Here is a 20,587-nt window from a genome sequence, read left to right as displayed (position 1 = left end):
GTATTGCCCTTGACCCGACGCATTTCGCGCTTTCTATAGAAGAAGGGCGGGAGAGAATCGAAATTTGGCGAAGGACAAATCATTGGACGTCTTGCGCATAGCAGCCTTCTCGCAAGGCAATCAGGGCGGCAATCCCGCCGGTGTACTGATTTCGGAAAAACACCCCTCAGCTGAGGAAATGCAGAAAATCGCTCACGATGTTGGCTTTTCGGAGACGGCTTTTGCCATGCCGGAAGGAGACAGCTGGCGCGTGCGTTATTTCGCGCCCGAAATGGAAGTGCCGTTCTGCGGCCATGCCACAATAGCGCTCGGTGCTGCACTTGCCATGCGCGAAGGTGACGGGCGGTTTGCATTGAAGCTCAACAATTCCGACATCAGCGTGGAGGGCCGCAAGGAAGGCGATCTGTTTTCAGCCAGCCTTCAATCGCCCGGAACGCGCAACCGCGCTGCATCTGAAATCGAGATCGAGCAGGCGCTTGCGCTGTTCAATTATGAGAAAGATGATCTGGCGCCAGGCATTCCACCAGCACTTATCCATGCAGGCGCAGATCATATCGTGTTGGCATTGCGCTCACGCGAGAAACTGGCGGCCATGCATTATGACCTTCCGCGCGGGCGAGTTCTGATGAAGCGACAGGGCTGGACCACGATCCTTCTGGTGCATTCAGAAACGCCACAACGCTTTCACAGCCGTAATCCTTTTGCCTCGGGCGGCGTTTATGAAGATCCTGCGACCGGCGCGTCTACAGCAGCCTTTGCTGCCTATCTGCGCGACTTGGGCTGGCCGCATGGCGGATCTATTGAAGTGTTTCAGGGCGAAGATATGGGCGTACCGTCCCATCTGCGCGCTGAAATTGGTCATGTACGCGGCGAATCTATCCGCCTGTCGGGTACTGCACGTCTGATGGAATAACGGAATGCAACTCGTCAAACCTTGACGAGTTGTTCCACCCGCTCCTCATTACCGAAGAATTTGAGATAACGTTCGACTTCCTTTGGGTCGCCTGTCGCTTTCTGCGGATTGTCGGAAAGTTTTACTGCCGGGCGTCCATTGGCATCGATCACCTTGCAGACCAGCGATATCGCTTTGAGGCCATGGATTGTTGTCGGTGCGCATCCGGCAAAATCATTGGTAAGGTTCGTACCCCAACCAAAGCTCATGCGGACCCGGCCCTCAAAGTGGCGATAGGTTTCCTCAATCGTTTCGACATCAAGCGCATCAGAGAAGATCAGCAGTTTTTCGCGCGGGTCTTTGCCGCGAGACTTCCACCATTCGATGATGCGTTCGCCGCCTTCGATAGGCGGGGCGCTGTCGGGACGAAAGCCGGTCCAGTCGGCAACCCAGTCCGGCGCACTGCGCAAGAATGCCGCCGTACCGAAAGCATCGGGCAGAACAATCAGAAGATTGCCGCCATAATAACGGTTCCAGTCCTGAAGCACCCGATAAGGTGCTGTGCGCAGTTCATCATCCGTATTGGCAAGCGCTGCCAATACCATCGGCAATTCATGCGCATTGGTGCCGAGCGCTTCAAGATCGTTATCCATTGCCAGAAGCACATTGCTGGTGCCGGTGAATGCTCCGCCGATACCTTCCTTCAAAGCCTCTACGCACCAGCGCTGCCACAGGAATGAATGACGGCGACGGGTGCCGAAATCCGAAATCTTCAGGTCCGGCAATTCGCGAAGCCGCTCAACCTTGCTCCACATCTTTGCCTTGGCGCGGGCATAAAGCACATCGAGCGAAAAAGGCCCGAGATTTTTCATCGCAGCACGCGAGCGCAACTCGTTGATGATCGCAAGCGCTGGAATTTCCCACATGGTCGTGTGTGACCATGGTCCATGGAAATGCAGCTCATACTGACCATCCTTGCGGCGCAGATCGTATTCTGGCAGTTGGAAGTCATGCAGCCAGTTGAGAAACTCCGGCTGGAAAATCTGCTTGCGACCATAAAAACTGTTACCGGCCAGCCAGATCATCTCTTTCTTGGTAAAGCGCAGCGTGCGTGCATGATCGAGTTGCGCGCGCAATTCGCCTTCATCGATCTCATCGGCAAGGCGCACGGACGTCGTGCGATTGATGAGCGCGAAGGTCGCATCCACCTTGGGGTAAAGCCCCCAGATCATCTGCAACATCAGAAGTTTGTAGAAATCCGTGTCCAGCAGACTGCGAACAATCGGATCGAGCTTCCATGCGTGGTTAAAGACGCGCCGCGCGATATCGGTTTTGGCCATGACGGCCTCCATTGCATGAACTTAGAGCATTTCCACTTTTAGGTGAAACGCTGGAAATGCTCTCACTATTTTTACGCATGTCTCTACCCCAAAACCGGTTCCCACTTTTGGGAGACATGCAATTGCTTGCAACCAAACCAAATGCTTGGCAGCAAAGAGAAAGGCGGGTTTTCACCCGCCTTTTTAAATGCTTCATTCAGATTTGGGAAGCTCTACAATGATCTCATGTTCACCATCGAGCTTAATCGCAACCCCTTCATCGGGCTTGGTGATTTTACGTCCATTGAGCTTGATCGCCTTTGTCTTGGAACCGGTCACCACTTTCACGTGATAGGTCGCGTCGCCAAAGCGCAGGTCAGCTTCATAGCCGTCCCATTCAGGCGGTAATGCCGGATCAAGATGCAGGCGATCACCACGTTTTGTGACACCGAGAATGCCTTCCGTCGCCACGCGATAGAACCAGCCAGCAGAACCCGTGTACCAGGTCCAGCCGCCCTGTCCGCGACGCGGCTCGACGGAATAGATGTCGGCTGCGATCACATATGGCTCAACGCGGTAGACATCCGGATTGCGTCCATGGTTGACCGGGCTGATGAGCGAGAACAGACGCCATGCTTCCGCGGCCTTGCCCATGCGAGCCAGTGCCAGAATGGCCCATGTCGCACCATGCGTATACTGACCGCCGTTCTCGCGAACGCCGGGCGGATAGCCCTTGATGTAACCCGGCTCCTGTACCGTCTTGTCAAAAGGCGGTGTGAACAGACGCAGCAATTCGCCCTGATCGTCGAGCAGATATTTCTCGAGCGAAGCCATTGCCTGCTCGGAACGCTTTGGATCAGCAACGCCAGACAACACGCTCCATGACTGCGCGATAGCATCGATCTGACATTCGTCGCTGTCTTTCGAGCCGAGCGGCGCACCGTTATCGAAGAAGCCACGACGATACCATTCGCCGTCCCAGCCATCGCGATCAAGCGCTTTGGTCAGGCTATCGAGATGCTTCTCCCATGCTTTTGCGCGTTTCGCATCCTTGCGTGATTCAGCAATAGGGATGAACTGACGCAATGTGTAAGCCAGGAACCAACCGAGCCACACGCTTTCGCCCTCACCCTTGACGCCGACGAGATTCATACCGTCGTTCCAGTCGCCGCCAAGGATCAGTGGCAGACCGTGCTTGCCTGTGCGTTCAATCGCAAGATCGAGCGCCAATGCGCAATGCTCGTAAAGGCTTTCAGTGTTCTTCGAGATTTGCGGCTCGTAGAACGCATCATGTTCGCCCTCTTCCAGCTTGCGGCCTTCAAGGAATGGCAGTTTCTCGTCGAGAATAGCGCGATCACCCGTCGTTTCCACATAGAGCGACGTGCCATATCCAAGCCAGACCACATCGTCGGAAATCAGCGTACGCACACCGGCACCCGTTGCAGGCAACCACCAATGCTGCACGTCGCCTTCAGGGAACTGACGCGAGGCCGCGTTGAGGATCTGCGCACGAGCCAATGAAGGATCAATCAGCAGAAGCGACAGCGTGTCCTGCAGCTGATCACGGAAACCGAACGCGCCACTGGCCTGATAGAAGGCAGCACGCGCCCAGATGCGGCAGGCAATCGCCTGATATGGCAGCCAGCCATTGATCAGGAGATCGAATGCCGGATCAGGCGTTTTGACCTGTACGCGGTTGAAGAGACCTTCCCAATGTTTGCGTGCAGCGTCGAGCTTTTCTTCAAACGAAGCCTTGCGGCTTTCTGCGACAAGCGCCTTTGCCTGTTGCTGATCGGCAGCATTGCCAAGCAGGAAGACCAGTTCACGACTTTCGCCCGGACCGACTTCAATATCGAGCGCAAGCGCTGCACATGGATCGCGTCCTGCTTCAACCGTTCCCGAAAGCGCTTTGCCAGCAAGCACAACTTCCGGCTTGTCAACCGATCCTGTCGAACCGATGAACTCGCCACGATCAGCCGTGACCGATTGCGGCTTTTCGGTTGCCGCAAAGAACGCCACCTGACCGGACTTGTCCGGATGATACGGATTACCAGCAAAGAGCGCACCGAGCTCTTCATCCTGTGATGGCACGATGAAAGGCACATTCTTGGCGCGGGCATTGCCCAGAACCCATTCGACATAACCATAGGCACGCAGCTTGCGCTTGGACCGACCCTTATTGGTAATCGTCAGACGCGAAAGCCGAACCGGCTTTTCGGCATCCACAATATGGGTGAGTTCCAGTGCCAGTTCGCCGTGCTGCGCCGAGAACGTGGTGTAGCCATGGCTGTGGCGGGCTTCATAGGTGACAGCTTCGTCGCGCAGCACATTCGCTGTTGGTGCAAAGCTGCGGCCCGTTTCGCGATCAAGAATATAGATCGCCTCGCCCGGACGGTTGGTGACCGGATCATTTGCCCACGGGGTGAGCTGATAATCACGGCTGTTGCCTGCCCAGGTGAAGGCCGATCCTTCTGCCGAAACATGGAACCCGAAATCCGGATTAGCGATCACGTTGATCCATGGATGCGGCGTGGTTGTGCGGTTGTTGATCCGCACGACGTAGCTGCCATCCTCGGCAAAACCGCCATAGCCATTCCAGAACTGGAGATCGTCGCCCGCTGGAGCCGGACGTGTCACTGGTTTTGGCTTTGCAACCGGACGGCGCTCTTCGGTGCCGCGCTCAAGCGCAACAGGTGCAAGCCCTGCTGCACCAAGGCCCTGCTGAGCTATCGCGGGTGTTTTTGCGTCGCTTCGTGCGGCCAGATCAACCGTGATTTCCTCGCTTCGACGCAACTGTTCGGCAAGCGAACCGTTCTGCGCATGCATGACGATACGAGCCGAAGCGAGAAGCGTGTTGTAGCTTTCCTCGCTCATCTGATCGCGACGAACCGCAAAGATATGCGGTTGACCGCCGCCACGAGCGCGGAAACCTTCCACGATCCAGTCGATGGCGCGTTGCGTATCCTGCGCATAGGAGAATGCGCGTTCGTTGACCGCAACGACGTCGACCGTCAGGCCCTTGCTGCGCCAATATTCCTGCGCACGCAGCACGCCACGCAGCACATCAAGATCGGCTTCATTATCAATGCGAAGAGCAAAGATCGGATAATCGCCGGAGATCGACATCGGCCAGAGATTGGATTGCTTGCCAAGGCCGCTTGCAATCGTTTCAGGCGGCTGACGCAAGGTGCGCTCCGGATAGAGCAGATAGGCTGCAACCTTCTGGTAGTCAGCAGCTTCCGCCGGCTTGATGCCGATATGGTAGAGCTGAACCTGCGAACTCGTCCATGACAGCGAGTATTCGCGCGCAAAGGTCTCCGGATGACGGTGCATCGCGACCGCATGTTCAACCGCATCGCGGCTTCCACCTGCAAAGGTCCAGAAGACGAGGCTCACCTTCTTATGCGCCGGAACGCGAACGCGGGTGCGTACCGATGCAATCGGATCAAGCACACAGCCCTGGCTTCCCGTGAATGTCGTACCTTCATCAAAGGCTGCGGCATCACGCAGCGAACGGCCACGACCGATGAAAGCACGACGGTCGGTTTCGACTTCTGTCTCTCGGATCGAGCCCGACAGGTCGGTCACGAAATGGGCTACATGAATGTCCGGATCGGACGGCGCACGCTTGCGGCGTTTCGCATAGATGGTCGAGCCATTGTCAGCGATTTCGGTTTCGACAAACATCTTGGCGAATGCCGGATGTGCTGCATCGCTGTCGCTGTCCGTCAGCACCAGTTCGGAATAAGACGTGACTTCAATCACGCGATCCCGCGCACTGGTATTGATGATATCGAGCCTGCGGCCTTCACCATCAGATTCTGACGAAACGATCACTTCCATGACCGTCTTGATGTCACCGGCAGTCTTGTAGAACTCCGCCTTGTCTTCGGTGAAGACAGTCTTGGTTTCTTCCTCGGGGTTGCGTACCGGCTCGCCGGTCGCCGACCACCAGTATCCGCTTTCCATGTCGCGCAGGAACAGGAACGTGCCCTGCAAATCCTCCGACGCATCGGCATGGAAACGGGTGATGTCCCAATTGTGCCAGCGACTATAGCCTGAGCCATTCGCCGTCACCATCAGTGCATATTGACCATTCGACATCATATGCGTCGTACGCGGAGCCTTGAACGGCACATCGATGATACGCATTGGCGCATCATCGAAACCGCCCGAATCCACACGCATCGGATTTTCCGTCTTCGCATAGATCATTGGAATTTCGCGTGGTGCCTTTTCCTGCAACAGCAGTTCGGCTGCTTCGATCACCGGATCGGAATGGAAGCGTTCACGCATGCGGCCTTCAAAGATCACGTTGTTAACCGCAATGATCGACATGCCATGGTGGTGGGCATAGTAGTTTTTCACCACCGCACAGGTTTCACCTTCGCGAACACGCGAAGGAGTGAAGTCCACGGAATCGTGGAAACCATAGCGGCCAAGCGCACCGAGCTTTTCCAATCGCTTCAGGTTGGCGACAGCCGCAGCGGGTTGATACTGCGAAGCCAGTAAGCTCGCATAAGGCGCGATAACCGCATTACGCGACAGACCACGCTGAAGGCCGAGGTTCGGCACGCCAAAGTTCGAATATTGGTAGTTCATATGCGCGTCACGCGCATTGAATGCCGCTTCCGAAATACCCCAAGGCAGACCGCGCGAGGTCGCGTAGTCGATCTGACGCTGCACAACGAGCTTGTTGGTCTGGTCAAGCAGCGAACCAAGCGGCTCCGACATAACCAGCGGCGGCATCAGATACTCGAACATCGAGCCGGACCAGGAGAGCAGAGCGCCCTTCCAGCCAACTGGAACCAGAAGACGGCCAAGCTTGAACCAATGCTCAACCGGCACGTCGCCCTTGGCAATGGCAAACAGGCTCGCAAGACGAGCTTCCGATGCCAGAAGATCGTAGCAGCTCTCGTCCAGTTCGTTTTCCTGCACGCGGAAACCGATCGACAGAAGACGACGTTCTTTCCGTTCAAGGAAACCGAACTGCATGTCAAAGGCCAGCTGGCGCGAACGGGATGCAAGATCACGCAGGCGCTCACGCAGTTCGTCGGTGTTGTGCTCGCCCATCGAATCGTCGGTGTGGGCCTTGCAGGTTTCAACGAGAATATAAGCCCACTCACGCGCTTCAGCACTTGCAGGTGTTTCGATCTCGCTGTCGAGTTCTTCCATCAGGCGCACAATATCGGTCGCAAAGAGCGACAGATTGATAGTGCGGAACGATGCCGTTTCCGGCTCTTCCTTGATGGTACGCACTGCACGACGGAAATTGGCGATCCGCTCTTCCAGACGACGGCGCAATGGACGCAGGATACGACGATCATCCGGGATACGAGCTATCGTTTCCTCAAGTACGTCGTTGACGTCAAGAATACCGTCGAGATCGGCCTGGAGATAAACAGATGGTGCTTCCGCCCATTCTTCCAGCGCCGACGAAAGCGTCACAAGATGGCCCGCGAGATTGCCACTATCCACGGCAGAGACATAAAGCGGACGCATCGGCGTCAGCGTATTGGTCTCATACCAGTTGTAGAGATGGCCCTGATATTTCTCCATCTTCTCAAGCGTATTGACGGTGGCTTCAACGCGATCAAGCGTCTCGGTAAAGCCGATCCAGCCAAAGTCACGCGCCGCAATCACCGACAGAAAATAAACGCCGATATTGGTTGGTGACGTACGCTGCGCAACAATCGGAGCTGGATCTTCCTGGAAGTTATCAGGTGGAAGATGGTTGTTTTCTTCATTGGTGAATTCGGCGAAATAGCGCCAGGTACGGCGCGCATACCGGCGCAGAGCCGACTTGTCAGAGGACAGCACTTCCAGCGTATCCTGCGGCTTCGCAGAACGGCTGACGAGCCAGGCAATCAGCGGTGACGCAAACCAGATCACGGCAAAGGGTGCAGCAATCATCGCTGCGTGGCTTTCTGCAGCCAGAGGCATGAAGATCGCAAGACCCGCAATAACAATGGCTGGCCACATCATCTGGAAGTAAAACAGCAGCGTGTCGGGCGCGGACTTGGCCTGTGCCGCCGTACGCCATTCGAGCAGGTTACGGCGTGATACGAACAGGCGATAAATCGTGCGCGCAATCGCATCAGCCATCAGGAACGCGGAATGCGCAATGAAGGTGGTGCGCAGCGCCACATCCGCCGTGCCCAGTGCAATATCGGTCAGAACCGACTGCGCATGGCCTTTAAGCGAATAGTCCATATTTGACGGAATGAGGTTGGTGACGATGCCGAAGGTCGGCGCCACAAACATGCTGATGATCAGGAAGCCTTGCCAGACAGCAGCCGGTCCAATTGGCAGTACACTCCAGCCGATAATGGCTGCAATCAGCCACAGGATCGGATTGAGCGAACGACGCAGATTATCGACCATCTTCCAACGCGTGATCGCGCTTACACCGCGGCCTGTCGAGAACAGCCATGGCAGAAGCTGCCAGTCGCCACGTGCCCAACGGTGATGACGCGACACGTCGACATTGTAGCCGGTCGGATAATCTTCAACGACTTCGACATCACTGACCAGCGCTGCGCGGGCATAGCCGCCTTCGAGCAGGTCGTGGCTGAGAAGCGTGTTCTCTGGAACGCGATTTTTCAGCGCAATTTCAAAGGCGTCGATATCGTAAAGACCCTTACCGGTGAAGGTGCCTTCACCCAAAAGATCCTGATAGGAATCGGAAACGGCAAAGACATAAGGATCAATGCCGCGATTGACCGAGAAAACGCGCTGCAGGAATGAAGCTTCATCGCCCGTCGTCAACGAAGGCGTCACACGAGGCTGCAAAATGCCATAACCACGAACAACCTTGCCGGTTTTCTCATCGAAAACCGGGCGGTTCAGTGGATGGCTGAGCTTGCCAACGAGGTTGGTGACCGATTCCGGCGTAAGCCGCGTATCCGCGTCCAGCGTCATGACGAATTTGACGTCTTTCGGCAGACGCTCGTCCGGCGGGAAATAGCTCGTATCCTGATCGCCACGCAGCAGCAGATTCAACTCATGGAGCTTGCCACGCTTGCGCTCCCAGCCCATCCAGCAGCTCTGCTTTTCATTGAACAGGCGGCGACGGTGAAGCAGGAAGAAGCGCGGCTGTTCGCTGCCGGTATAATGCTCATTGAGCTTGGCTATTTCATCGCGCGCATATTCGTAGATTTCCATATCCGCAGGCGTGATTTCCTGCTTTGCATCCACCCAGTCGCTGACCAGCGCGAAATAGATTTCGCCGCGTGGATTGGTGAGATAATGGACCTCAAGATTGCGGATCTGCTCGTCGATGGAATCGCGCGAATTGATAAGCGTTGGCACGGCAACAAGCGTGCGCGCCTCAACTGGCAGGCCTTCCTTATATTCGAAGCCGATCAAGCGCGTCGGTTGCACAAACCACGGCACCAGCGCATTGAACAGCGAATAAGACGCGTCCATTGCCGGGAAAATCGCGAGCAGCGTGAACAAAGTACGCAGGTCGGTCGAAAGCCCGGCCCTACTCATGCAGTAATTGACCGTCAGCAGAATCAGAATCGTGAAAATGGCTGTTGGGATGAAGAAACCCAACAGGCCCAGATTACGATAAAAGCGCAGGGCTTTGACGCCGAATGGCGCCTTGTAGCCGCACATCTTTTCAAGCTCAGAGCGTCCCTCGCCCGAAAGATAATAGGCGATCGAGCCCTTACCTTCCGCGCCGTTGACATCTGCTGGTCCCGCGGACTTGCTGTCTTCTGCAAGTTTGAGTGCTGCCCAGGTGATGTCAATTTCGCTCATATTCGAAAAGCGAGCGAGCTTTTCAATCGTCACGCGATAGGCATTGCGCGAACGGAAATCCAGAAGTTCAAAATCGCTATGGTCGCGCAGAATTGCATCGACCTCGTTGACGGTTTCAAACCAGGTTTCCCAGTCGATATCGTCAATTCTTTTGAGGCTGGTGATGACATTGCCCATCGTCACACCGCCGGTGGACTGGCGGGCATGTTCTTCAACGATGGCGTCTTCGGGATTGCTGCCTTCCTGCTCGAGAATACGCTCAAGCCAGCTTGCGGCAGCCGATGTATCGGTCGAGGCGCTGCGCAGGCGATAAAGCAGATGCGTGGCAAATGTGCTGTCACGTGCTGCTTGCGCATATTGCGCCAGAACCGTGTCGAGCTCATCCTTATCAGTGGCAACGACGATGCGATCAGCAGCAGTATTGGCGAGATTGCGCATGTTGCGCGCGCGATCAACGCGCAGCGCCAGACGACGCGCATTCTCGATGAGGAAATACCGCACAGCCGATGGCAGCGCCCAGAGTTCACCAATCTTCAGCGGCTCGACAGTCTGAAAGCCCTGAACAAGCGCCGTCAGCGACTTGAGCGAGAAATTACTGTCGGTGTGAGCAACATAAAGCCATGCAAGCGCAAAAATACGCGGCATGTCCTGATATTTTTCAACGCGGGCCTCATAGGGCGGCAGTTGGCGGATGAACTTCCGCGGCAGATCGCGGCGTGTCTGCTGGACGGTCTTGTCGATCTGATAATGATTGTCGAGCAGCCACTGTGCGGCTGGCGTAATCGTCTCGCCAGCGCGAGAAGCCGCATCGGACGAGCGGTATGCGTGCAGGATCAGCTTGCCATTTTCAGACAGGCGCTGATCGAACTCAAAAGCCTGATAGCCGGGCAAATCCAGCTCTTCGCCACGTGCAACGGAGGCCGCGAGTTCGCGCAGCTCATCCTCGCTTTTGTAAAGAGCACGTATCGGAGAGGGTTGCTCGGGCGGAATCTGATCCGAAGTCTTGCGATCGGCAATGGACGAATTAGACGGCGAAGAAGACAATTCCGGCATGTGCCTTAACAGCCTTTCCGAAGGGAATAAGTTAAATGCGGCGGGTGGATACTGAATGCACTGAGAATTTTCATATCAGGGGAACGACAGTATCCGTATTCGGTTCCCTGAATGTCGATATCATTTGGCCAAAATGCGACGACGGGTTGTGCTGATATTCAAACCGTTTGAATCGCAACGCACAATTCTTTCCGAACATTAATGTTGCGTTATAAAATATGCGCCTTTTACAACCCTAACATACTGAAAATAAGAATAATACTACTCTGCGTATTAGATTGCGAAAATGCCTCGGGCACGCACTTCGCCCTACTGGGTACTTTTACCTGTTAGAGCGGCCTTCGTGCGCCCATGGGAGGCACGGCGCTCTAAAAGATAAAAGACATCCGCATCTGTTAAAAAATGCGGATGTCAGTTTGATAAGGTCGTGCTTTGATCAGCCTGTTTTAGGCCTGAGCCTCGGTTAAAACCGGAGGGTTTTCAATTGCATTTGGCGCATCATCATTTCCGAAAACCTGCCAGTAGCGAGGGCGGAAAGCGATGCGGCTTTTTTCCGAAGCCGGATGCTCTGCTGGTATCTCGATTTCGACGCGCTCACGCGCACCGCCGATTTCAAGTTCCACGCGGCGTTTCCCGCCAGACCTGCGGCTTGCAATGACTGTACCGGCGATGCAACCACCGCAACCGTCAAGCAACTCCACATCGTGCGGGCGGAAAAACAGCCGAGCTTCACCATCGGCAACGCCATCGACCGTCAGACCAATATTGCGATCGGCCAGCCAAAGCTCACCCTTTTCTATCCGCACAGGAAGAGTGCTGGATTCACCAATGAAGCCATAAACGAAAGGCGAATTGGGCGTATCATAGACCTCATCAGGCGTACCGATCTGCTCGATACGGCCCTGACTCATCACCACCACCCGATCTGCGAGTTCCAGCGCTTCATCCTGATCGTGGGTAACGAACACGGTCGTGTGGCCAGTCTTGTCGTGAATCTCACGGAGCCAACGGCGCAGTTCCTTGCGAACCTGCGCATCAAGTGCTCCGAACGGTTCATCGAGAAGCAGGACTTTCGGCTCGATAGCCATCGCGCGCGCAAGAGCCACGCGCTGACGCTGACCACCAGAAAGCTGCGACGGATAGCGGTTTTCAAGCCCTTTCAACTGCACAAGATCGAGCAATTCGAGCGCTCGGCGCCTAATCTCGACGGTGGCAGGACGTGTACTGCTCGGGCGAACCTTCAGGCCAAAACCGATATTCTCGGCAACCGTCATATGGCGAAACAGCGCATAGTGCTGAAACACGAAACCGACATTCCGCTCCTGCACACTTTTGTGCGAAGCATCCTCTTCACCAAAATAAATGGCGCCCTCGGTTGGTTTTTCCAGCCCGGCAATCAGGCGCAGCAAGGTTGTCTTGCCCGAGCCCGATGGTCCAAGCAAAGCAATCAACTCGCTCGAACGGATGTCCAGCGACACATTATGCAATGCCGGAAAGCGAGCAAACTCTTTACGCACACCGGCGACACGAACTTCCATTCCCAATCCTTTCCCCTACCGCCAACTGCTAAAACAAAGCTTGGGCGGTTTATTCTCGTATATAAGTTAGTTGTTAATGCCCGTTACCGCCAGCCAGTTCATCACCATAACGCAGCTCAAGAAATGCTTTTAGCGCCAAGGTCACGAGAGCAAGAAGTGCCAGAAGTGAGGCGACCGCAAATGCCGCGACGAAATTATATTCGTTATAGAGGATTTCGACGTGCAGCGGCATCGTATTGGTAAGACCGCGAATGTGGCCCGACACCACGGAAACTGCGCCAAACTCGCCCATCGCCCGCGCATTACAGAGCAAAACGCCGTAGAGAAGCCCCCATTTGATGTTGGGCAAGGTGACATAACGGAAGGTCTGCCAGCCATTTGCCCCCAAAGAAATTGCGGCTTCTTCATCACCGCTTCCCTGTTCCTGCATCAGCGGAATGAGTTCGCGCGCCACAAATGGAAATGTCACAAAGAGTGTTGCCAGCACGATACCAGGCACCGCAAAGAGTATCTGGATATTATGGCTCGATAACCATGGTCCAAGCAGTCCATGACTTGCAAACAGCAACACAAAAACAAGACCGGAAATAACCGGCGATATCGAAAATGGCAGGTCAATCAAGGTTGTCAGAACGGCCTTACCTTTGAACTCGAACTTGGCAATTGCCCAAGCAGCGGCGACACCAAACACCAGATTGACGGGCACGGATATTGCCGCAACCAACAAGGTCAACCTGATTGCTGCCCAGGCATCCGGCTCAACAAGCGCAGTAAGATACTCTTCCGTTCCCTTACGGAAGGCTTCGACAAAAACTGCGACCACCGGCAGAATGAGGAAGAGCGCCAGAAACACCAGCGCTATGCCAATCAAAAGGAGCCGCGTCGGCAGACTTTCCGTCACGGCACTGCGCATCGAAGTTGTTATGTCATTCGCCATAGCCATACTTCTTTCTCGTCCAGGACTGGATCAGATTGATGAACAGCAACATGGCAAATGAAAGCGCCAGCATCACGGTCGCAAGCGCGGTCGCCCCGGCATAATCATATTCTTCAAGCCTGATGACGATCAGCAAGGGTGCGATTTCCGACACATAGGGTGTGTTGCCCGCGATGAAGATCACGGAACCATATTCACCAACCCCGCGTGCGAAAGCGAGTGCAAAGCCAGTGAGAATCGCTGGCTGCAGACTTGGCAGAAGCACCCGCCAGATTGTCTGGAAACGCGACGCGCCAAGGGTTGCTGCAGCTTCCTCAACCTCACGGCTGATTTCTTCCATAATGGGCTGCACTGTGCGCACCACGAATGGCAGGCCGATGAAGATCAGCGCCACGACGATGCCTGCGCGCGAAAAAGCGACCCGAATATTAAACGGAGCCAACAGGCTGCCGATCCAGCCATTGGGTGCATAGATCGAAGCGAGCGCGATACCGGCAACAGCCGTTGGAAGTGCAAACGGAATATCGACGATTGCATCAATGAACCGTCGCCCCGGAAAGCGATAGCGCACCAGCACCCAGGCCAGGATCACGCCAAACACAACGTTGACAAGCGCTGCAATGAAGGCTGTGCCAAAGCTGGTTTCAAGCGCTTTTATGGTGCGTTCATCGGTGACGATACGCCAAAAACCCGACAGCCCGACATCGGTCGAGCGCAGCACGAGAGCCGCAAGCGGAATAAGAATAAGAAGGGTCAAGTAGGCGACACTAAAACCGAGTGTCAGTCCGAAGCCCGGAATGACACTCGGTTTTCTGAAATGCCACCCTGCTCTGACCGGTGCAGGGCGCGAAGACATCAATATTTGTTCCCTTTTATTGATCTTTCGTGTGACTGCATCCTATCGGAATCAGACCACGAGTGGATTTACTTCGCAGGCTTGTAGATCTGGTCGAATGTACCGCCATCGCCGAAGTGATAAGGCTGCGCTTTGGCCCATCCGCCAAAGATTGGATCATCAATCGTCACAAGCTGCAATTGCGGAAACTCGCGCTTTTGGTCAGCAGGCACGACGTCCGGCTTGGATGGACGGTAAAAATGCTTGGATGCAAGCGCCTGACCTTCGGGCGAATAGAGATATTCGAGATAGGCCTCGGCAACCTTACGGGTTCCATTTTCATCGGCATTCTTATCGACCAGCGCCACGGGCGGTTCTGCGAGGATGGACTGCGGCGGAACCACGATGTCAAAAGCATCTTCACCGAATTCAGCGATCGAAAGATAGGCTTCGTTTTCCCAAGCCAGCAGCACATCGCCAAGCTGACGCTGCACAAACGTCGTGGTCGAACCGCGTGCACCTGTATCGAGCACCGGCACATGGCGGAACAATTCGCCGATATAATCCTTTATCTTGGCTTCATCGCCGCCATATTCCTTATAGGCCCACGCCCAGGCAGCCAGATAGTTCCAGCGCGCGCCGCCCGAGGTTTTCGGGTTTGGCGTAATGACCTCGACGCCATCCTTTACCAGATCACCCCAATCCTTGATGGCCTTGGGATTGCCTTTACGCACGAGGAAAACAATCGTGGAGGTATAGGGTGAGGAATTATCCGGGAGGCGTTTGCGCCAATCCTTGTCGATTTTACCGGAGTGTTCGACAATCGCGTCAATATCGCTTTCCAGCGCAAGTGTCACGACATCAGCTTTGACGCCGTCAATGACGGAGCGTGCCTGCTTGCCCGAACCGCCATGGGAAACGCGGATGGTCAGATTTTCGCCGGTCTGATCCTTCCAATGTTTTGCAAAGGCCGCATTGTAATCTTTATAAAGCTCCCGCGTCGGATCATAGGACACATTCAAAAGCGTCTGATCGGCAAAACTTGCCTGAACCGTCCCGGCCAGCGAAGCCGCAGCAACCAATGCTGCCAAAGTGAGCGAAAATCTCGATATCTTCATGACCGCCTCCATGTTTCATTGGCCAAGACAGTATCAGAGCTCTTTGAAGACAGGATGCCACAAGTTGGTCGTTATTTGAAACGACTTCGAAAAATCTACTCGCTTTGCAGGAGAATTCGGGGATAATTTTTCCACTGGCATGTCGAAACATGCCAGCTATAGTATCATTAACTCATTGGACCAGCTCAGGCACAGCAACCGGCACAGTTCCAGCGGCAGGCTGGCTACTCGTGGCTTGCTCCAGTTCGAGCGGCTGCTGCTTCGGCTCGTTCCAGCCCATAAAATTGTAGAGCGTATAGCGCCAGACGCCGATTTCCTCGTGGAGCGCCAGATCTGTCGCCAGGAAATACAGGCCTGCCGAAGACATGTTGGTTTGCGATCCGGTCAGATAACCCGCAGCGACTGGCTCGGGCTTCACGCCGAAATGCGCCAGATAGAGAAGATCGCGCTTCATCATGGGTGCAGCTTGCAGCAAAACGACCTTCCTCGGTCTGATCTCACGCAGGATTTCCGCCGTATTCCTGGCGTTCTGCCAGCTATTGCGGCTCTTTTCGTCAAGCAGGATGGACGTCCGATCAACACCGGCATTTTCCAACTGCTTGGCGATTGATGCGGCTTCGGAAATGCCCGTTCCGGCTACATCACCGCCGCTGGCGATAAACTTGCAGCTGAGACTCTTCTCGACACACTGACGGTTCATGGCAACCGCCGTCAAGATTGGCCCATAAGAGAAGGCAAGCAGCTCGACCACGTTTTGACCCTGTACATTGACCGTCTGGGTTCCCATGCCGAAGACGACGAAGGCAGTATTGTCTTCAAGCTGCGTCTGCAATTGCGATGAATAGGATGATTGCAGGCGGCTCATCAAATAATCAGGGAGAATTGCAGAAACAATTGCACCATATAAAACGACACCAAGGCCTAATAATAAAAAGCCCGTCTTACGCCGTTTGAATTTCAACAAGAGCAATCCGATAATAACAAAGGCAATAATAATATTAAGCGTCATACGGCAATCACCGGGATTCAATATGAATTCTTCTCAATTTCATCAATATAAACGGCTGTGAAAAAACCGATCAATCCCAATAAATTCAGGAATGATCATTCTCGCCCTTAAAAGTGGGACCCGGATTGGGATTGCGGGGGCAAATTTACTCCGGGTCCCGGCCGATCTAACGACCAGCAGAGTTATAACGGACAAAGATGGATTCGGTTCCGGTACAAAATTGAAATTCTGCGACTTTTTCTGCTACGAATTTGCTGAGTTGGTTACGACGAACAGAGTTTCATGTTTCAAAAGGAACGATTGCGATATTAGAGCATAATTTTAAAGTGTTAGAGCGACCTTTGCGCGCCCAATAGGGCGCCCGGCGCTCTAAGACGTGAGAATAGTGCCAACAGATCAGATAGCAGGTCGGGCGAAGGAGGACTTCACTATGCAAAAATGCCTATACAATGCGGGTATCACATTCGTCATGACAGCTCTCACGGCAAGCCCCGGTCTGGCGCAAGCAATAAGCCGGGACTCGGTCATTCGCATCGACTATGTCTGTGAACGCGGAGTTGTTGTGCCCGTCACCTACATTCATGCTGGTGAGGAGCCCGCTTTCGCTGTGCTTGACGCTGAAAGCAAGATGGTTGCGCTGCAATGGCACGACGCTCTCAAAAAATACGTCGCCATGGATGAACAGGACAGTTATCGCTGGGCTGAAAAAGACGGACTGGGCATTTTAAGCCACCTCGAAGCCGACGATTCAGCCAAAGAGGTGACAATTCTTTCGTCCTGTCGCGCTGACGACAGTGAACAATAATGTTCAGGGGACGAGATAGTGCTTGTCCCACTGATCCTGTGGAACTTCATCGCCAATATCATAGTCGAATGACACGACGTTGATGTGCTCATCATCCGTCTTGCAGACAAAAGCGAGCTTATACCAATGCTCACGGCTGCGGAATGCAGCACCGTCAGCCTGAATGCTGTTCTTTCCTGCTACAGGATCGGTAAAAGCATAAGCCAGAACCTTGTCGACCGAAAATTTTCTCTCATCCCGGCTGATCCGCTCCATCGCCTCAACATCGCAGCGCTGCTCAAGACGCGTTGCAGGATCGAGCTTTTCAAGCTGCGCCTTTTCGAGTGCTGTCATAGCCATGGACGGCGCGCTCACAGAGATGATGACGGACATAGTAACGAACGACAAAAGGCGAGCGATGAATGAATTCGGGATCAGAGCAGATAAAAACTTCATGAGATTTCGGGTAACTCGCTTCGTATGAATTCAGGAAAGAGGTTTAGAGTGGTTCCAGTTAAAACTGAACCATTGGAACCGCTCTATCTATTTGTTTTTACGCATTATCCGACACAAAACCGCTTCGCACTTTTGCTGGAAATGCTTTAATAACACACTCTTTGCGTCAGCTTGTCGACCTTCACGGCAATTTTATCGACCTTCATCCCCACAAGATCGCCCAGTACAGTCAGGAAAAATTCTCTTCAAACAAAGTTCGATCACGACCCGCTTCTTTAGCGGCATAAAGAACCTTGTCGGCCCGCTCCACTGCTTGCCAGAGATCATCCTTGTGACGAAGCCTGACAACACCAAAGCTACACGTAACGTTTACACCAGTTGAAAGACGAGAAAATTCGTGGGTTGTAACGCTTTCCCGGATATTCTCGACCAACGCGAAGGCGGCATCCGAGGGCATATCATCAAGATAGAGAATGAACTCCTCACCACCCGTACGTGCCGCCAAATCACGGCTCCTTAAATGCGATTGCAGAACCTCTGCGAATTCTTTCAAAACAGCATCACCTGTTGCATGCCCATAAACATCATTGATCGTTTTGAAATAATCGATGTCACAAGCCACAACCCAACCGGAAATATTGTTGCGCTCCATGGCCAGCATGTGCGCTTCCAGCCCACGACGGTTGAGAAGCCCTGTGAGGGGATCGCTATCGCGCTCATGAACAAGTTCATCGAACCGATCAGCGCCCGCTGCTGCAAAAAGCACAAGCCCAGCAATGACCGCTGCGACTGCCGTTGAAAAAACCGTCCACTGCCAGAACGGCGTGAAGGCAAAATCGACCGGAGTATCCTCACTGACAATGGAATGCGCAGTCAGCAGTGTGCGCGGGAAAAACTGGACTGCAACCAGAACCAACATGCCGAGGATGAGCTTGTCGGCAGGAGACCCGTGAACAAGGCCGCGCAGATGCCAGACAATACCCAGAATCACACATGCAAGCCCGAGATTGAGTACATACACCCGACCGAGCAGACTAGGATATAGATACAGGAAACAGATAATGCCGCCGAGGATCAGCACAAGGCTTGCAACACAGAACCAAAGCGACAAACTAAGACCTGATCGGCGCAGAATCCCATGCCCGCCTGCCAAGGCGCCAAGCACGTAGACTGTGGCCGTCAGCATCGTGTTCTGGCCATCATCCACGGGTATATCGACAAGCTGCGCAAGCATGGCCAAGCCAATGCAGAGAAAGCACAACGCGCACCACAAAAGATAGCGACGCAGTTTATCTACAGCCCAGACAACGACGAAGGCCAGTGAAAACAGGAGCAGGACGGCGGGCAGTACATAGAGCATATAATTATTATCTTAATTTCAACTGTCAGTGACTCTTATCGCCTTCCGGAATTAAAAACACAATTCAGTAAATTAGAATGGCCATAGAAACGCAGACTGTTCTGATGAAACGCTCTTGATTTCACATATCCGCCCGTGCTTGAAACCTGCAAACGCAATCGGCAATCCAGCCATACGGCGAGCCAACACCTGGTCAGCGGCCAATGAGCGGCTTGCCGCGAAAGGAAGAGATATGAAGCCCGTTTTCCTGCAACTGCAATGCACGCCCGGCAAGACTTATGAGGTTGCGGACACGCTCTTTCAGCGTGAAATCGTATCGGAGCTCTATTCGACCAGTGGCGAATATGATCTTCTTGCCAAAATCTATGTCGCTGAAGGGGACGATATCGGCAAGTTCATCAACGAAAACGTGCTGAACATTCCAAACATTGTGCGTTCGCTCACAACGCTCACATTTACCGCGTTTTAGAGCAAGTTTGACCTGGCTGAATCCGATACGATACCCGCGTCTCGACGTTATAAATAGCTGCGCAGTAAAGATTTGATTCACCATTAGTCTATTATCCTGATCACTCAGGGAACCTCCCTGTGTCCTTGCGCATTGACTCTGTGATAGCCCGCCCAAATGGGCTTCACAAAAGATTAGATCGAAAGCGACACTGGAAAGAAGATGGATAATCTTGAACATAGGCGCGTACTGGTCGTGGAGGACGAAATTTTTGTCGCCCTCGACGTAGCCGCCACTGTGGAAGATGCCAACGGAACGGTTGTCGGCCCTGTGGGCACCGTAAGGCAGGCCATAGACATCATAAATAATCAGGATGTCGACGCAGCTATTCTCGACGTCAATCTGGCAGATGGTGATCTCGAACCCATTCTTGATAGGCTGAAAAGCCGGAACATCTTCGTCGTCATTCACACTGGCGGTGGATTACCTGCACATCTCGCGGCACGTTATCCGGAAATGCCGATCTTCCAGAAGCCCGTTCCGCCCTATGTACTGACAAGGGCGCTGGCTTCAGCATTTACACCCAATATGGCTCAACGCGTCTGATGCGTCACAGCTTCCCCGATTTTGCAACCGTATTGAAAGAGGCTCAAGCGGAGCGCGACAGCGGTGAACACCTGCCGCGCCCGACTGTTAGTCTCGCATCCGCAGTGTTTTCCGCCGGATTCAATCCGGCTTCAAACGGAACTTACCCGACAGAAAAAATAGTCCCACAGTTCGATCTTCAGGATTTTGAAAGCGATCAGGACAAGCTAGATCGCGAAATGCAAGAACTGGCAAAACGCATGGAGAGCCAGTCGCCAGCTTCCATTCGCAGGGAACTTAATCTGCGGCCCGAAATGAAACGGGCAGAGCTTCAACGCCTGCGCCGACAGTTCGCCGCGCAAAACCATCCAGACCGGTTACCGCAAGAATTTCGTCTGGCCGCAGAACAGCGTATGAAGACAGCCAATGCGCTGCTCGATAGCGCCATGGCTTCTGCAACAAATGAGCTTTAAGAAATTTCCTTACGTT

14 protein-coding genes are annotated in these 20,587 nt (G+C 53.9%); 5 read left to right on the top strand and 9 right to left on the bottom strand.

Annotation, left to right across the window (positions count from 1 at the left end; translation table 11 throughout):
• The first annotated feature begins 82 nt into the window (after positions 1-82).
• Positions 83-913, top strand: coding sequence for a PhzF family phenazine biosynthesis protein (locus ACSME1_RS07880; protein ID WP_024898206.1), 831 nt, complete (start codon positions 83-85; stop codon positions 911-913).
• Between the two features lie 14 nt (positions 914-927).
• Here ACSME1_RS07880 and pncB read toward each other — a convergent pair whose 3' ends face one another.
• The 7 genes from pncB to ACSME1_RS07845 all read right to left on the bottom strand — a co-directional run bounded on the left by pncB (position 928) and on the right by ACSME1_RS07845 (position 16,465).
• Positions 928-2,232 carry a nicotinate phosphoribosyltransferase gene (gene pncB, locus ACSME1_RS07875; protein WP_024898207.1) on the bottom strand — a complete coding sequence of 435 codons (1,305 nt, stop codon included), beginning with the start codon at positions 2,230-2,232 and terminating at the stop codon, positions 928-930.
• A gap of 192 nt (positions 2,233-2,424) precedes the next feature.
• Positions 2,425-11,028 carry a GH36-type glycosyl hydrolase domain-containing protein gene (locus tag ACSME1_RS07870; protein WP_024898208.1) on the bottom strand — a complete coding sequence of 2,868 codons (8,604 nt, stop codon included), beginning with the start codon at positions 11,026-11,028 and terminating at the stop codon, positions 2,425-2,427.
• 446 nt (positions 11,029-11,474) lie between these two features.
• Positions 11,475-12,566: a sulfate/molybdate ABC transporter ATP-binding protein gene (locus ACSME1_RS07865; RefSeq protein ID WP_024898209.1), complete on the bottom strand. Its 1,092-nt coding sequence runs from the start codon at positions 12,564-12,566 to the stop codon at positions 11,475-11,477.
• A gap of 73 nt (positions 12,567-12,639) precedes the next feature.
• On the bottom strand, positions 12,640-13,503 hold the full coding sequence (cysW, locus tag ACSME1_RS07860; RefSeq protein ID WP_024898210.1) for a sulfate ABC transporter permease subunit CysW: 864 nt from the start codon (positions 13,501-13,503) through the stop codon (positions 12,640-12,642).
• Complete coding sequence (cysT, locus tag ACSME1_RS07855; protein ID WP_024898211.1) at positions 13,493-14,359, bottom strand: sulfate ABC transporter permease subunit CysT; 867 nt, start codon at positions 14,357-14,359, stop codon at positions 13,493-13,495. The genes cysW and cysT overlap by 11 nt, the downstream gene beginning before the upstream one ends.
• A gap of 68 nt (positions 14,360-14,427) precedes the next feature.
• Complete coding sequence (locus ACSME1_RS07850) at positions 14,428-15,456, bottom strand: sulfate ABC transporter substrate-binding protein (protein WP_024898212.1); 1,029 nt, start codon at positions 15,454-15,456, stop codon at positions 14,428-14,430.
• Between the two features lie 172 nt (positions 15,457-15,628).
• On the bottom strand, positions 15,629-16,465 hold the full coding sequence (locus ACSME1_RS07845; RefSeq protein WP_105705485.1) for a YdcF family protein: 837 nt from the start codon (positions 16,463-16,465) through the stop codon (positions 15,629-15,631).
• A gap of 430 nt (positions 16,466-16,895) precedes the next feature.
• On the opposite strand from ACSME1_RS07845, the gene ACSME1_RS07840 reads away from it, so the two are divergent.
• Positions 16,896-17,270 carry a hypothetical protein gene (locus ACSME1_RS07840; RefSeq protein ID WP_024898215.1) on the top strand — a complete coding sequence of 125 codons (375 nt, stop codon included), beginning with the start codon at positions 16,896-16,898 and terminating at the stop codon, positions 17,268-17,270.
• A gap of 3 nt (positions 17,271-17,273) precedes the next feature.
• On the opposite strand, the gene ACSME1_RS07835 is transcribed toward ACSME1_RS07840, so the two are convergent.
• The gene (locus ACSME1_RS07835) at positions 17,274-17,705 is read right to left on the bottom strand and encodes a DUF930 domain-containing protein (protein ID WP_024898216.1); all 432 of its coding nucleotides are present in this window, start codon (positions 17,703-17,705) and stop codon (positions 17,274-17,276) included.
• Between the two features lie 229 nt (positions 17,706-17,934).
• Entirely contained in the window at positions 17,935-19,065 is a 1,131-nt protein-coding gene (locus ACSME1_RS07830) for a GGDEF domain-containing protein (protein WP_024898217.1), read from the bottom strand.
• A gap of 232 nt (positions 19,066-19,297) precedes the next feature.
• Between ACSME1_RS07830 and ACSME1_RS07825 the strand changes: the two genes are divergently transcribed.
• From ACSME1_RS07825 to ACSME1_RS07815, 3 genes are all read left to right on the top strand, one after another.
• Positions 19,298-19,534, top strand: a complete 237-nt coding sequence (locus ACSME1_RS07825) for an Lrp/AsnC ligand binding domain-containing protein (RefSeq protein ID WP_024898218.1) — start codon at positions 19,298-19,300, stop codon at positions 19,532-19,534.
• Positions 19,535-19,735: 201 nt separating this feature from the next.
• Positions 19,736-20,119, top strand: coding sequence for a response regulator (locus tag ACSME1_RS07820; RefSeq protein ID WP_024898219.1), 384 nt, complete (start codon positions 19,736-19,738; stop codon positions 20,117-20,119).
• The gene (locus tag ACSME1_RS07815; RefSeq protein ID WP_105705487.1) at positions 20,119-20,571 is read left to right on the top strand and encodes a hypothetical protein; all 453 of its coding nucleotides are present in this window, start codon (positions 20,119-20,121) and stop codon (positions 20,569-20,571) included. The genes ACSME1_RS07820 and ACSME1_RS07815 overlap by 1 nt, the downstream gene beginning before the upstream one ends.
• The last annotated feature ends 16 nt before the right edge of the window (positions 20,572-20,587 follow it).

It is taken from the genome of Brucella pituitosa (assembly GCF_965577835.1).
Lineage (GTDB): Bacteria > Pseudomonadota > Alphaproteobacteria > Rhizobiales > Rhizobiaceae > Brucella > Brucella pituitosa.
This window is presented reverse-complemented; position numbering and strand designations above follow the sequence as displayed.

Bases quoted from the DNA above. Each gene is read 5' to 3' on its own strand.
- pncB (WP_024898207.1), bottom strand. From the start codon at position 2,232: ATGGCCAAAACCGATATCGCGCGGCGCGTCTTTAACCACGCATGGAAG.
- ACSME1_RS07870 (WP_024898208.1), bottom strand. From the start codon at position 11,028: ATGCCGGAATTGTCTTCTTCGCCGTCTAATTCGTCCATTGCCGATCGC.
- ACSME1_RS07865 (WP_024898209.1), bottom strand. From the start codon at position 12,566: ATGGAAGTTCGTGTCGCCGGTGTGCGTAAAGAGTTTGCTCGCTTTCCG.
- cysW (WP_024898210.1), bottom strand. From the start codon at position 13,503: ATGGCGAATGACATAACAACTTCGATGCGCAGTGCCGTGACGGAAAGT.
- cysT (WP_024898211.1), bottom strand. From the start codon at position 14,359: ATGTCTTCGCGCCCTGCACCGGTCAGAGCAGGGTGGCATTTCAGAAAA.
- ACSME1_RS07850 (WP_024898212.1), bottom strand. From the start codon at position 15,456: ATGAAGATATCGAGATTTTCGCTCACTTTGGCAGCATTGGTTGCTGCG.
- ACSME1_RS07845 (WP_105705485.1), bottom strand. From the start codon at position 16,465: ATGACGCTTAATATTATTATTGCCTTTGTTATTATCGGATTGCTCTTG.
- ACSME1_RS07840 (WP_024898215.1), top strand. From the start codon at position 16,896: ATGCAAAAATGCCTATACAATGCGGGTATCACATTCGTCATGACAGCT.
- ACSME1_RS07835 (WP_024898216.1), bottom strand. From the start codon at position 17,705: ATGAAGTTTTTATCTGCTCTGATCCCGAATTCATTCATCGCTCGCCTT.
- ACSME1_RS07830 (WP_024898217.1), bottom strand. From the start codon at position 19,065: ATGCTCTATGTACTGCCCGCCGTCCTGCTCCTGTTTTCACTGGCCTTC.
- ACSME1_RS07825 (WP_024898218.1), top strand. From the start codon at position 19,298: ATGAAGCCCGTTTTCCTGCAACTGCAATGCACGCCCGGCAAGACTTAT.
- ACSME1_RS07820 (WP_024898219.1), top strand. From the start codon at position 19,736: ATGGATAATCTTGAACATAGGCGCGTACTGGTCGTGGAGGACGAAATT.
- ACSME1_RS07815 (WP_105705487.1), top strand. From the start codon at position 20,119: ATGCGTCACAGCTTCCCCGATTTTGCAACCGTATTGAAAGAGGCTCAA.